Annotated in this window: 11 protein-coding genes; 1 reads left to right on the top strand and 10 read right to left on the bottom strand. The window is 68.2% G+C overall.

Annotation, left to right across the window (positions count from 1 at the left end; translation table 11 throughout):
• The 5 genes from RMO40_RS06995 to RMO40_RS06975 form a co-directional block, all read right to left on the bottom strand.
• Window positions 1–522, bottom strand: a 522-nt coding sequence (locus RMO40_RS06995) for a site-specific integrase (protein ID WP_309718224.1), incomplete at its 3' end; no start/stop codon positions are given.
• A gap of 5 nt (window positions 523–527) precedes the next feature.
• Window positions 528–1220, bottom strand: a complete 693-nt coding sequence (locus RMO40_RS06990; RefSeq protein ID WP_309718222.1) for a DUF484 family protein — start codon at window positions 1218–1220, stop codon at window positions 528–530.
• Between the two features lie 10 nt (window positions 1221–1230).
• Complete coding sequence (gene dapF, locus RMO40_RS06985) at window positions 1231–2085, bottom strand: diaminopimelate epimerase (protein ID WP_309718221.1); 855 nt, start codon at window positions 2083–2085, stop codon at window positions 1231–1233.
• Window positions 2086–2127: 42 nt separating this feature from the next.
• Window positions 2128–3015 carry an LpxL/LpxP family acyltransferase gene (locus RMO40_RS06980; protein WP_309718219.1) on the bottom strand — a complete coding sequence of 296 codons (888 nt, stop codon included), beginning with the start codon at window positions 3013–3015 and terminating at the stop codon, window positions 2128–2130.
• Window positions 3016–3018: 3 nt separating this feature from the next.
• Complete coding sequence (locus tag RMO40_RS06975) at window positions 3019–3885, bottom strand: lysophospholipid acyltransferase family protein (protein ID WP_309718217.1); 867 nt, start codon at window positions 3883–3885, stop codon at window positions 3019–3021.
• 131 nt (window positions 3886–4016) lie between these two features.
• On the opposite strand from RMO40_RS06975, the gene metK reads away from it, so the two are divergent.
• On the top strand, window positions 4017–5198 hold the full coding sequence (gene metK, locus RMO40_RS06970) for a methionine adenosyltransferase (protein ID WP_309718215.1): 1182 nt from the start codon (window positions 4017–4019) through the stop codon (window positions 5196–5198).
• A gap of 57 nt (window positions 5199–5255) precedes the next feature.
• On the opposite strand, the gene RMO40_RS06965 is transcribed toward metK, so the two are convergent.
• The 5 genes from RMO40_RS06965 to RMO40_RS06945 all read right to left on the bottom strand — a co-directional run.
• On the bottom strand, window positions 5256–6974 hold the full coding sequence (locus RMO40_RS06965; RefSeq protein WP_309718212.1) for a hypothetical protein: 1719 nt from the start codon (window positions 6972–6974) through the stop codon (window positions 5256–5258).
• A 75-nt stretch (window positions 6975–7049) separates the two neighbouring features.
• Window positions 7050–8879, bottom strand: a complete 1830-nt coding sequence (locus tag RMO40_RS06960; protein WP_309718209.1) for an ATP-binding protein — start codon at window positions 8877–8879, stop codon at window positions 7050–7052.
• A gap of 1 nt (window position 8880) precedes the next feature.
• Window positions 8881–9540 (bottom strand): response regulator, encoded by a 660-nt coding sequence (locus RMO40_RS06955; protein WP_309718206.1) that lies wholly within the window; start codon window positions 9538–9540, stop codon window positions 8881–8883.
• A gap of 72 nt (window positions 9541–9612) precedes the next feature.
• On the bottom strand, window positions 9613–9777 hold the full coding sequence (locus RMO40_RS06950) for a hypothetical protein (RefSeq protein ID WP_309718204.1): 165 nt from the start codon (window positions 9775–9777) through the stop codon (window positions 9613–9615).
• A 70-nt stretch (window positions 9778–9847) separates the two neighbouring features.
• Window positions 9848–13008 (bottom strand): AAA family ATPase (locus tag RMO40_RS06945; protein WP_309718201.1); only part of this gene is annotated, 3161 nt, incomplete at its 5' end.

Raw genomic sequence — 13008 nt, 5'->3', positions numbered from 1 at the left:
GGCGTCGATCCAACCGCCAGTGCCGGGCTTCAGGTCGAGCCCGACCAGCTCGCCGACGCGCAGGCCGCAGCCGTACAGCAGCTCGACGATGCACTGGTCGCGCGCGGCCAGCACCGCGTTGCCACCGTCGTCGTCGGTCGGTGCTTCGGCCAGCGCCATCGCGTGGTCGACCGACAGCGCTTTCGGCAGCAGCTTCGCGCCCTTCGGCGCGCGCACGCCTTCGACCGGGTTCAAGGCCACCAGCGCATCGCGCCCGAGCCAGCGGTACAAGCCGCGCCACGCCGACAGGGCGATCGCGATGCTGCGCGGCGCGAGGCCGCGCGAGTGCAGTTGTGCGGCCCAGCGCCGCACGTGGTGGGTCTGCACATCACGCAGGGCCACCGGCATCGCGGCGGCGAACGATTGCAGCCACTTGAACGCGTCGCCATACATCGCCAGCGTGCGCTCGGCCAGGCGGCGCTCGACGCGCAGGTGCTGCAGATGGCGCCGGATGTCGTCGTCGAGATCCGGCACTTCTTGCATGGCGGTCAGCCGCGCGGCGGCAGCAGCCGCGAAAGCGCTGCGCTCGCCAGTTCGCCGATGCGCCCGAGGAACTCGGTGCCCATGTCGGCCGTGTAGCGGGTGGCGTCGGGCGAGGCGAGTACCAGCATGCCGAACGCCGCGGTGACACCGGTTTCGCGCAGCGGGATCAGCGCCATCGACATCGCCGCCTTGGGCTCTTCGAGCCACTGCGCCGCTTCGAAGCCGGCGTTCACGCCGCAGTAGGGCACGGTCAGGCTGCCGGCAAAACTCTTCACGTCGTCGCTCACCGCCTGCGCGAACGGCATCGTGGCGAACGAATCGGCGCTGCCCCAGACCCGAACGCCGCCCTGCGGGATCAGGAAGTTGTGCAGCAGCTCGCGCACCAGCACCTCGGGCAGGTCGGCCGGGTTGGCGGTGACCATCAGCGCGCGCGTCCAGCGGTGCAGCTTGTCGGCGATCGTCACGTTGTCTTGGCCGTGGCGGATCATCTCGATGATCTTGTGCTCCAGGCCCTTGATCTTGTCGCGCAGCATTTCCATCTGCCGCTCCTGCAGCGAGACGGCGCGCTGGCCGTGCGGGCTGGTGAGCTGCACCGAGCCCAGCAGCTCGGCGTGGCGCTCGAAGAAACCGGGCGTCTGCGCCAGGTAGTTGGCGATGTCGGCTTCGGTGATGCCCTGGATGCCGGATGCGCTGCTCATGGGTGCTTGCTCACAGTTCAATTTCTCCTTCGAAGACGGATGTGGCCGGGCCGGTCATCAGCACGTGGCTCTTGGCACCGTGCCACTCGATCGTCAGGTTGCCACCACGTGCTTGCACGTCGACACGCGAATCGAGCAGGCCGAGCCGGATACCGGCCACGACCGCCGCGCACGCGCCGGTGCCGCAGGCCAATGTCTCGCCGGCGCCGCGTTCGTGCACGCGCAGGCGGATCTCGCCGCGGTTGACGATCTGCATGAAGCCGGCGTTCACATGGCGCGGGAAACGGGCGTGCGTTTCGACCCACGGGCCGAGCGTGGCGACCAGCGCGGTATCGACATCGGCCACGATGTGCACCGCGTGCGGGTTGCCCATCGAGAGCACGGCCACCTCGACCGTCTGCCCGTCCACATCGAGCGGCCAGAGCGAGAAGTCGCCGAGCCGGCGCGCTGTCAGGCCCGCTGCGTCGAAGGGCACACGCGCCAGGTCGAAGATCGGCGCGTTCATGTCGACCGTGACACGCCCATCGTCCTGCAGCTGCAGTTCGAGCACGTTGTTCATCGTGCTCACACGCAGCGTGCGCTTCTGCGACAAGCCCTTGTCGCGCACGTAGCGCACGAAGCAGCGCGCGCCGTTGCCGCAGTGTTCGACTTCATCACCACTGCCGCCGTTGAAGATGCGGTAACCGAAGTCGACGCCCGGCGTGCTGCTGGGTTCGATCATCAGGATCTGGTCGGCGCCGACCCCGAAACGCCGGTCGCCGAGCGCGCGCATCTGCGCATCGCTCAGTTCGATGGGCGCGCGCGTGGCGTCGAGCACGACGAAGTCGTTGCCGGCGCCCTGCATCTTGGTGAAGGGCAGCTTCATCGGCGAATTATCGCAGCGCAGCACAGCGCCGCCGCACACATCTCAATACAAGGACGGCTCGCCGGCAGGCCGTGTCTTGAAGCGCTTGTGCACCCACAGGTACTGCGCCGGGTTGCGCCGGATCTCGCCTTCGATCCAGCGGTTCATTGCGGTGGTGTCGGCCACCGCATCGTCGGTGGGGAAATTCTCGAACGGCTCGCCGAAGCGCACCCGGTAGCCCTGCCCGCCCGGCAGGATTTCGGCCACCACCGGCTGCACCACCATGTCGAGCGCTTTCGCCATGCGCGAAGGCGCCATGAGGGTGGCGGCCGGCACGCCGAAGAAGGGCACGAAGGCGGCGTCACGTGCGCCGAAGTCCATGTCGGGCAGGTTGAAAAATGCGTGGCCCTTGCGAATGGCGCGGATCAGCGGCAAGGCCTTGTCGCTGCGCGGGAAGATCTCGGCGTTGCCGAAGCGCAGGCGGCCTTTGCGGATGATGGCGTCCATCACCGGGTTGCTCTGCTGCTGGTACATCGAGCAGGCAAACCGGCGCTGGTACAACAACACCGCCACACCTGCCACGTCGAGCCCCATGAAGTGCGGCACCAGCCACATCACCGGGCGCTCGCTGCGCTCGGCCAGGTGCACGTCGCCTTCCACCTGAATGATCTGCGTGAGCCGCTCGGCCGGTGCAAACCACAACAGGCTGCGCTCGAGGATGCTGCGGCCCAGCCAGCGAAAGTGCTCGCGCGCCAGGCGGCGGCGTTCGGCTTCTGGCTTGTCGGGGAAGCACAGCGCGAGGTTGCGCAAGGCCACCTGGCGGCGCGGCGCGGCCACCCAGTAAAGCAGGCGCCCCACCCCATTGCCCAAGGCCGCCAGCAGCGGCAGCGGCAGCTTGTGCAGCAGCCACATCGCGCCTAGCAGCAAACGGGCTCCCCAGCTCGTGGCCAATCATCACTCCTGTTGTTCGGTGTCGCCAGCCGCTGGTGAGCGCGGCGACTTGTAGCGGTGATAGCCCCAGAGGTATTGCTGCGGGCACTGCAGGATCAGGCGCTCCATCGCATGGTTGATCCGGCGCGCCGATTCTGCCGCGTCGTCGGGCAGTTCTTCGGGAAACGCATAGAAGCGTTGTACGTAGCCTGCACCGCGCGGCAAGCGCTCGGCCCAGGTGAGCAGCAGCTCGGCGCCGGTCTGCGCCACCAGGCGGGTGGCGAGCGTCATGGTGTAGGCCGGGCGGCCGAAGAAGGGCGCCCACACGCCCATGCCGTCGGGCGGCACCTGGTCGGGCAGCAGGCCCACCATCTGGCCGCGGCGCAACGCGCGGATCATCTGCCGCACGCCCGCCAGCGTGGCCGGGGCGGCCAACAACGCCGGGCGCTCGCGTGAGGTCTTGACCAGTTCGCGCAGCCAGGGCTTGCGCGCCGGGCGGTACAGCACGGTGATCGGGCTGGTGACACCGAACCGCTCGGCAATGGCCTGCGCCGCCACCTCGAAGCAACCCATGTGCGGCGTGAGCAGCAGCACCCCCTTGCCGCGCGCCAGTGCCGACTCGAGCACGGCCTCGTTTTCGAAGCGCATGCGCGGCAGGATGGGGTCGCTGGGTTTGCGCATCCAGAGGAAGGGCAACTCCGTCACCATGCGCCCCGCCGAGGCGATGGCGGGCTTCCATTGCGCCGGGCTCAAGCCGGCCTGGGTGGCGTTGGCGGCCAGGCGCTTGCGGTACCCGGGCGAGAGCAGGTAACCCGCCCAGCCCAAAAACGTGCCCATGGCGTGCAATATGCCGAGGGGCAGCGCCGCAAACCAATGAAATAGGGTCAACATCTGGTTCTTATAATGCCGTCATCGCCGAGTTATGAACTACTTGCGGGGCGATTCAAAAATTCTGCTAAAGCGTTCGCCGCTCGACCCCTTAGGCCGGCAACGCGCAACGTGCAACCTACTGGAGTTTAAGAGTGTCGAACGATTTCCTTTTCACATCCGAGTCCGTCTCTGAAGGTCACCCCGACAAGGTGGCGGATCAGATCTCCGACGCCATCCTCGACGCCATCTTCAAGCAAGACCCGCGCTCGCGCGTGGCCGCCGAGACGCTGACCAACACCGGCCTCGTGGTACTGGCGGGTGAGATCACCACCAACGCACACGTCGACTACATCCAGGTCGCACGCGACACCATCAAGCGCATCGGCTACGACAACACCGAGTACGGCATCGACTACAAGGGCTGCGCGGTGATGGTCTGCTACGACAAGCAGAGCAACGACATCGCCCAGGGCGTCGACCACGCCAGCGACGACCACCTGAACACCGGCGCCGGCGACCAGGGCCTGATGTTCGGCTACGCCTGCGACGAAACGCCCGAGCTGATGCCCGCGCCGATCTATTACGCACACCGCCTGGTCGAGCGCCAGGCCCAGCTGCGCAAAGACGGCCGCATGCCTTTCCTGCGCCCCGACGCCAAGAGCCAGGTCACCATGCGTTATGTCGACGGCAAGCCGCACAGCATCGACACCGTGGTGCTCTCCACCCAGCACGCGCCCGACCAGAGCGAAACCCAGCACAAGATGAAGGCCTCGTTCACCGAAGCCATCATTGAAGAGCTGATCAAGCCGGTGCTGCCGAAAGAGTGGCTGAAGAACACCCGCTACCTGGTCAACCCGACCGGCCGCTTCGTCATCGGTGGCCCGCAAGGCGATTGCGGCCTGACCGGCCGCAAGATCATCGTCGACACCTACGGCGGCGCCTGCCCGCACGGTGGTGGCGCGTTCAGCGGCAAAGACCCGAGCAAGGTCGACCGCTCGGCCGCCTACGCCGCGCGCTACGTGGCCAAGAACATCGTGGCCGCCGGCATTGCCCGCCAGTGCCAGATTCAGGTGGCTTACGCGATCGGTGTGGCCAAGCCGATGAACGTGACGGTCTACACCGAAGGCACCGGCGTCATCTCCGACGAGAAGATCGCCGCGCTGGTGAACGAGCACTTCGACCTGCGCCCCAAGGGCATCATCCAGATGCTCGACCTGCTGCGCCCGATCTACGAGAAGACGGCGGCTTACGGGCACTTTGGGCGTGAAGAGCCGGAGTTCAGCTGGGAGAAGACTGACAAGGCTGCGGTACTGAAGGCTGCTGCCGGTCTGTAAGGCTTCGCGCACGATCCAACAAAAAGGGCGGCCTGCGGGCCGCCCTTTTTCATTCGCTCAGTCCACCCACCACCACGACCGATCCGCCCCGGTGAAGCGCGAGAACAAGCCACTGCCTGCAAAGCGTGGGTCGAGCGAGCTGGCCGCACCAAACACCACATAGGCCGCGCTGCGGGTCATCGACCCTGGCCCCACCGAGCCGGTGTTCTGGTTGGTGACGGTGCGGGTCTCGCCGGTCACGTGGTTGTGCATCAGCATGTTGCTGACGCTGGTGGTGCCCGCCCCCGCGCCCAGGTTGTTGGACACGCTGGAGAAGGCCACCCAGGTGGCGTCGTAAGACAGCGAGACACGCTCACCCTGGCCCACCGGGCTGTCGGCGTTGCCTTGCACGCCGGCCGTGCTGACGCTGCTGCGCGCCACCTCACCCGTCTGGGTGTCGACGATGAACACGTCTTGTACGCCGTTGGTGTCGCCCGGCACCACATTGCTCGCGGTGGTGGCATAGGCCACATAGCGGCCGTTGCCCGAGATCGCCGGGGCGACCACGCGGCTGGCACTTTCGGTGCCCTGGTTGCGCTCGCCGCCGCCGCTGGTGAGGCTGACCCGCGTGCGCGAGCCAGCAGCGTGGTCGTAGACGAACACGTCCCACAGGCCGTTGGTGTCGCCCGCGGTGATGTTCGACGCAAACGAGTAGAACGCGAGGCGCTGCCCGTCTTCCGACAGCATCGGCTTGCCTCCGCCCACACCGGTGCCCGCGCCATCGGCGGTGATCAGCGTGTTGGTGCTGCTGGTCATGTCGCGGCGGTACACGTTGATGGTGCTGATGCCTGACACGCCGGCCGTCAGGTTGCTCGCGCCGCTGGAGAACGCCACCACGCGGCCATCGCCCGACACCGTGGGCTCGAAGCTTTCGGAGTTGGCTTCGGCGCCGCCGGGGCCGACGCTCACGCGCACGACACCCGCCGAGCCGATGGCCGAGCGCACGAACACGTCGCGCACGCCGTTGGTGTCGCCGGCCACCAGGTTGCTGGCGTAGGACTCGAATGCCACCACCAGGCCGTCGGCCGAGATGGAGGGTGCCCAGCTGTCGCCGTTGCCTTCGACACCGGCGGCATTGGCGCTCACCAGCACGGTCTGGCCGGTGAGGTTGTCGCGCCAGAAGACCTGGCGGCGTGCGCCGGTGCTGCCCGTGCCCATGCCGGCGGCGCTCGACACAAAGGCGACGAAGCGGCCCTCGCCATACGCGATCGCGGTGGCGCCGATGCTCTCGTTGCTGCCACCGATCACCGGCGACTGGCTGTCGAAGTAGGTGCCGCGCACGGCGTCGTTGCTGCTGCGGCCGACGCGGTCGTAGGTGTGTTCACAACCCACGCGCAGGCCGGTGGCGGCCACCGGCGTGGTGCCGGTCGCGCCCTTGTAGACCGAGCAGGTCTGGCTCGCCGGCGAGCTGAACAAGCTCACCTGGTAGGCGGTGCCGGCCGCGAGCAAGGCGCTGAAACTGAACGCCGTTTCTTCGTAGCGCTGGGTGTTGCCCGTTGACAGGGTGACGGTGCTCGTGAGGTTGTTCCCACCATTGTTTTGCAGCACCACCTGCGCGCCAATCGGCCCGCGCAAGGTGCCGGTGAGTGGGGTGCCGCCGGCCGGTGGGGGAGGCGGCGGAGGCGGGCTGCCGCCACCACCACCGCCGCAGGCGACGAGCACAAACGCAGCGGCCAGGCTGAGCAGCCGGGTGGCCGTTCGGCCCTGGGCAGAACGGGGTTCGAGATGTTTTTGCATGAAAGTCTCCTCCGAGGAGTGGGGCTGAAAGGCAGGTACAGCACCCAAGTTATCGGGGGAGGCGTTATGCAGGCGTTATGGCGGCGGCCCCTTGATGGGCCAGTGCAGCGCGACGCGGGTGCCGCCAGCCGCGGCGGCTTCGAGCCGCAGCACCGCGCCGATGGCGGTGGCTCGCGACTGCATGTTGGCCACTCCATGGCCACCCACGATCTGCTCTCTGGGCAGGCCGACGCCGTTGTCGGTGAGTGACAACACCACCGCAGGGGTGGCGCCTTCTTCACCAGGCTCCCAGCGCGCTTGCACCGCCACCTCGGTCGCACGCGCATGTTTGAGCACGTTGGTGAAGGCCTCGAGCAAGATGCGCTGCACCTGCAGCACCGACTGCGGCGAGAGCTGCGGCAAGGGCGGCAGCTGCGACACGTCCCACAGCACCTGCACACCGGCCGCCTGCAAGCGCGGCTGCAAGCGATAACGCAGCGTGGCCAGCACGGCGATCAGGTCGCCATGCACCGGCTGCAGCGAGTCGACGGCCATTCGCATCTCGTCGAGCGCCTGTTTCACATGCTCTTCGAGCACCGCCGGGTCGGTGCCACGCTGGCTCACCATGCTGAGCAGGCCCACGAGCTGCGAGCCCACGCCGTCGTGGATCTCTCGCATGATGCGCTGGCGTTCGGTGAGCACGGCCTGCTCTTGCTGCTGGGTCTGCAAGGCGCCGAAGGCCTGGTGCAGTTGCTGCTCGCGCTCGGCCACACGCTGCGCGAGGTTGGCGTTGAGCGCACGGTAGTCGGCCACCGAGCGGCTGTAACGCTCGGCCACCAGCCCCGCCATGATGAGCACGAACACGAAGATCGCATGCGGCATGGTCGAGAAGCGCAGGCCGGTGGAATGGCTCGCGCGAATGAAGCCGAGGTCGTAGATGCCCGCGCCCACGGCAATGGCGGCCGCCACCACCAGCACCCAGCCGAAGCGGCCGCGCCCGCGCAGCGTGGCGCGCACGATGATCGCGAGCGAACCCACGCCCACCGGCACCAGCACGGCCAGGCCCAGCGTCCAGAACAAGGGCACGGAAAAGGCGAACGAAGCCACCGCCAGCAACGACGACAAAGCCATCGCTGCATAGATCGCCCGCCCGGCCCAGGCCGGCGCGGCACCGAGCGCGAGCAGCGCAAAGCGGCAGATCAGCGCCAGGTGGCACGCATAGCAGACGGCGGCGATCGCACCCCACAGCGGCCAGGGCACGGGCACGTCGGGCCACACCTGGTCGAGGTTGCGCACCACGCCCAGAAAGGCGGCGATGCTGAAGCAGCCATAGAGCGAATCACGCTGGCGCCACCACAGGCCGCCCACCAGGCCGCCCATCACGATGAGGCTCACCGCAAAGACGATCGACGAAAAATGCCGCCAGCGACGGTGCTCGGCGTACAGCGGCTCCACCGCTGTTTGTGGGCCGTAACGGATCAGCGAGAGACCACCCCAGCGCTGGCGCTGGATCGTGACTTCGATCGTGAGTTCGTTGGGCCGGTCGGCATGCAGCAGCGCGGCCGGCACGGTGACCAGGTAGGCCGTCTTGGCGGCGTTGAAGCGCGGCTCACCGAGCGTGCCCAGGCGCTGCACGGTGGCGCCATTCACCTGCACCAGCACCTGGTTGCCCACACGCGAGAACAGCAGGGCCATAGGTTCGGGAGAGGCGCGCGGTGGCAGCGCCAGGCGGTAGGTGGCGCTGCCATCGCGGCCAGGGAAGTCGATATCCCAGCGCCGGCTGAGGTCGACCTCGCCCCCACGCGGCGGCAGCCCGTCGGGCCGCAGCGAGGCCTGGGCGCGGTCGAGGGTGATCACCTCTTGCGCCGGCGCCAGGCCGGCCGTGCAACAGAGCACGAGCAGCAGCACCAGCCTGCGCAACCACATGTCAGCTGCGCAAGAGGCCGAGCTGGCGCGCTTCAAACACCGCTTCGGTCTTGTTGTGCACGTCGAGCTTGCCGTAGATGTTGCGCACATGGGTCTGGATGGTGCTCACCGACAAGCCCATCTGCTGCGCGATCTCGGGGTAGATGAAGCCACGCGCCACCAGGTTGAGCACCTCAGATTCGCGCCTGGACAAGGCCACCGGCCCCCCTTCGGACCGCGGCACGGGCGCGGGGCTGTGGGCCTGCCAGCGCACCAGCAACTGGCGCGCAATGATGGGCGACATTGGCGAGCCGCCCGCGTGCAGGCTGATCACGTGCGAGGCCAGGTCGGCCTCGGTGCCGTCTTTGAGCAGGTAGCCGCCCGCGCCGGCCTCGAAGGCCTGCAGCATGTTGGCTTCGTCGGCAAACATCGTGATGACCATCACGGCGCAGGCCGGTTGCAGGCGGCGTGCGCGGCGTATCACCTCCAAGCCCGGCAGATCGGGCAACCCCAGGTCGACCAGCAGCACATCGACCGCGTTTTCGGCGAACCACTCCAGCAGTTCGGCGGCGGTGGGTGCGGCGTACAAAAACCGCAGGCTCGGTTCGGCGGCAATGGCCCGCTCGAAACGCTCGCGCACCCGGGCGTCGTCTTCGACCAGGGCGACGGTGACGGGGTTCATGGGCAGGCATGTTCGCACGCGGCCCGAAGCGAAGCCACGCGCGCGCATCCTCTGAACATGGGAGAAAGGCGCTCAGTCGCCCGGCAAGGGCAGCAGGGGCCGCTGCAAGGTGGTCAGGGCCGGCGCGCGCTGCAGGTAGTTTTGGCGCCAACCCGCCGGCAAGGTGGAGGCCACCGCCTGCATCCAGGCCGAGGCCCGCAGTGTGATCACCGCGGCCCGGCGCAGCAGAGGCAGCATGGCGGCCACGTCGCAAGCACGGCGCGCCAGGCGCAGAATCGTCTCAGCTGCAAGGACAATGCAGCAGATGTCATGGGCGCAGCACCGCCGCCCGCGCCAACAGGTCACGGTTGACCGCGTTGCGGTGCAGAAAGCTGTCGCGAAACTCGGGCGGCACGTGGGCGTCATGCACGGCGCGCACCCAGGCCAGGCCGTCGTCCACAGCCTGGCGTGCCTCGTCATCACGGCCGAGCGCCGCCAGGGCTTGCGCGGCCACCAGCCAGACTTCGGGCAGATAAAACGTGTCGGGCTGGTAGTTGCGGGACAGCTGCAGCGCCGCTTCGGCATGTGGCAACGCACGCGCCGTGGCGCCTTGGCGGAGTGCACAAGCCGCCGCCCGCACGTGGCCGGCGAGCGCCACGCCAAAGCGCTCACGTGCACCCGCCCACGCGGCCAGGCTGGCGGCCATGACTTCACCTTCGTCGGGCGGCACCAGGCGCGTCGCGAAAAGGCTGGCGATGCGGTGGTACACGTCTTCGGGGTTGGGGATGACCTGCAGCGCTTCGCGCATCAGCGGCAAGCCATCGCGCCCCAGCTGCTGCTCAAGCTCGGCGCTGTGCGCCATGCGGATCATGGCCATGCCTCGCTGCAGCCCCGGGCGCTGGGTGGCCAGCAGCGGCACCGCCCGGGCGGGCTGCCCGAGCTGTTGGTACAGGACCGTCAATCGCTGCTCGGTCACTGCCTTGTCGGAGTTCGAGCCGCCGAGCTCCTCGTAGCCCTTCACGGCTTCTTCCAGCAGGCGCAAGGCTTCAGCGTAGCGCCCCAGGTCGCGCAGCCGGTGTGCCAAGGTGCTCTGCATCTGCAGCACCCGCATCGACACGCCCTCGCCGGAATCGAGCGCGAGCTGGCGTGCCTGCGAACCCATTTGCGCAGCCTGCCGCACCAGCCCCATCTTGGCCTGGGTGGAGCCGGTGTTCGACATCGTCTTCCACACCATGTCGGGGCGAGCCGCTTGCAGCGCGATCTCGCGCGCCCGCGCCCACGCGGGCAGGGCGTCGCGCAAGCGGTTGTCGTAGTCGAGTGCTATGCCGGTGGCTTCCCAGTATTCCCACTGCTGTTCGAGGTTGGCTTGCCCGCTCACCCGCTGCGCATACGGCTCCAGCAAGGCTACGGCTTCGGTGGGCAGGCGGGCATCACACAAGGCCCCCGACAAGATGATCGCGAAGCGCAGCTCCAGGTCTTGACGGCCCAGCGCCTGTGCGCTGGCCATGGCGCGGCGCGCGAGATCCACGGTCTCGTCCCCTTCGTAGCGCGTGATCGACAACTCCAGGCGCGCATCGAGCACCTGCAAACGCTGCTCGTCGTTGCAGGCCACCTCATCGAGTTGTGCGATCGCCTGTTGGGCTTGCACACCCATGTCATTCGCGCTGAGCACGCGTGCACGCTGCAACAAGGCCTCGAATCGATCTTGCAGCTGCCCAGCACGCTCGAAACACTGCGCTGCCTCGGCCAACAAGGAGGTCTGTTCAGACAAGCGGGCCGCGTCGCGCGATCGGTGTGCCGCCGCCAGATAGGCGGCGCCGGCTTGCGGCCATTGCCGAGCCGCAGCCCAGTGCTGCGCCAGCCGACCCGGCTCGCCGCCGCGCGATTGCAAGAAGCCCGCAATCTCGGCATGCAGGCGTTGCGCCACCGGCTTGGGCACCGAGGCCAGCGCCGACTCGTAAATCAGGTCGTGCAAAAACGCGCCGTCACGAAACACCTGCGCCGCTTCCAGCTCGGCACAGGGGTCGGCCAGTGCCAGCGTGCGCACCCCCAACACGTGCGACGCCAGCTCGATGGAAAAGTCGCCCGCAGCCACGGCGGCGCAGCGCGCCAGCTGCACCGCCTGCGGTGACAGCTGCCCGATGCGCCGCTCGATCAGCGTGGCCACGTTGCCCGCTGCAGGCAGGCGCACGGCCAGCCAACCACGCTCGGATCGCTCTTGCGCCGGCGTGCCTTGGGTGAACCAGGCCTTCACCGTTTCAAGCAGGTAGAGCGGGTTGCCGCCGGTGTGGCGCAACAACACGGGTGCGGCCTCGGCCGCATCGAGCCCTGGCACGTCGAGCGACGCCAGCAGTTCATGCACCTGGGCCAGCGTGAGCGGCGGCAGCACGACGGTCACCGCTTCGGCCTGGGCGCTGAATTCGGCCAGCAGCGCGCGCCCGGCCTCGCCGACCTCGGCACCCCGACCGGCCACCAGCCAACGCCTCGGCGAACCCGCGGCCACGTACTGCAGCAGCTCCACACTGGCCTCGTCGGCGAAATGCAGGTCGTCGAACACAAAGCCGTCGAGATCAAAGACCGGGCTTGCCAGCGTCGCCGCGATCGCGTTGAAAAAGCGGGTGCGCTCTTCGGGCGAGCTCATCGCTTCGGCCTCGCCCAACTCGGGCAGCAGCCGCGCCAGCTCCTTGCGCAGCGAGGCATCGAGCCGGTCCACCGCGTGGCGCGGCAACTGGCGCAACAAGCGCGACATCGACGCGTACACCACCCGGGCGTCGCCAGGCCTCGCGCCGACGATCAAGACCCGCCCGCGCGCCAATGCAAAGTCGCCCGTGAGGCGGGTCTTGCCCATGCCGGCTTCGCCCATCACCACCGCAAAGCGCGCTTCGTCCCAGGCCTCGTTCAAGGCCGCCCACTCCGCCTCGCGCCCGATCAAGCGCGGTGGGCGCAACACCGAGGCCGGCACACGGTGGGCGGGCGCGGGGCCGCTCAAGGTGCCGGACTCGATCTGCCGCAGCAGCGTCAAGGTGTCTGGCCCGGGTCGCGCGCCGACCTCGTCTTTCAGCACCTGTTCACAGCGGTCAAAGGCCAGCAAGGCACTCGCGCGGTCGCCCGCCAGGTAGTGCAGCTGGATCACACGCCGGTGCGCCTCTTCCGACAAGGGCTCCAGTGCGAGCAACTCATTGGCATGCGACAAGGCATCGGCATAGTCACGCGCCTGCACGGCCATGTCGCTCAGCTCGGCCAACGACTGGCGCGTGCGCGCCCGGCGCCGCCCGCGCTGCTGCATCAGCCATGCCAACAGTTCAGCGCCGAAGTCGTGGCGGCCTTCGCCCAGAACACCATCGGATTCCTGCAAATCGTGGCCTACCCCTTCGGCCAGGGCCAGCGTGGTGCTGCCGCTCACCACATCGACGCCGAGCAACTTCTTCAGCTGAAACAAGCGCTGGCGCAAGGCGTTGCGCGCCGCCTCGGGCTCGCTCTCGGGCCACA

The sequence above is a fragment of the Rhizobacter sp. genome (genome assembly GCF_031412075.1).
GTDB lineage: Bacteria > Pseudomonadota > Gammaproteobacteria > Burkholderiales > Burkholderiaceae_C > Rhizobacter.
The sequence above is the reverse complement of the archived record's forward strand: the minus strand, read 5'-3'. Positions and strand labels throughout refer to the sequence as shown.

Bases quoted from the DNA above. Each gene is read 5' to 3' on its own strand.
- RMO40_RS06965 (WP_309718212.1), bottom strand. From the start codon at position 6,974: ATGCAAAAACATCTCGAACCCCGTTCTGCCCAGGGCCGAACGGCCACC.
- RMO40_RS06950 (WP_309718204.1), bottom strand. From the start codon at position 9,777: ATGCTGCCTCTGCTGCGCCGGGCCGCGGTGATCACACTGCGGGCCTCG.
- RMO40_RS06955 (WP_309718206.1), bottom strand. From the start codon at position 9,540: ATGAACCCCGTCACCGTCGCCCTGGTCGAAGACGACGCCCGGGTGCGC.
- RMO40_RS06990 (WP_309718222.1), bottom strand. From the start codon at position 1,220: ATGAGCAGCGCATCCGGCATCCAGGGCATCACCGAAGCCGACATCGCC.
- dapF (WP_309718221.1), bottom strand. From the start codon at position 2,085: ATGAAGCTGCCCTTCACCAAGATGCAGGGCGCCGGCAACGACTTCGTC.
- RMO40_RS06960 (WP_309718209.1), bottom strand. From the start codon at position 8,879: ATGTGGTTGCGCAGGCTGGTGCTGCTGCTCGTGCTCTGTTGCACGGCC.
- RMO40_RS06975 (WP_309718217.1), bottom strand. From the start codon at position 3,885: ATGTTGACCCTATTTCATTGGTTTGCGGCGCTGCCCCTCGGCATATTG.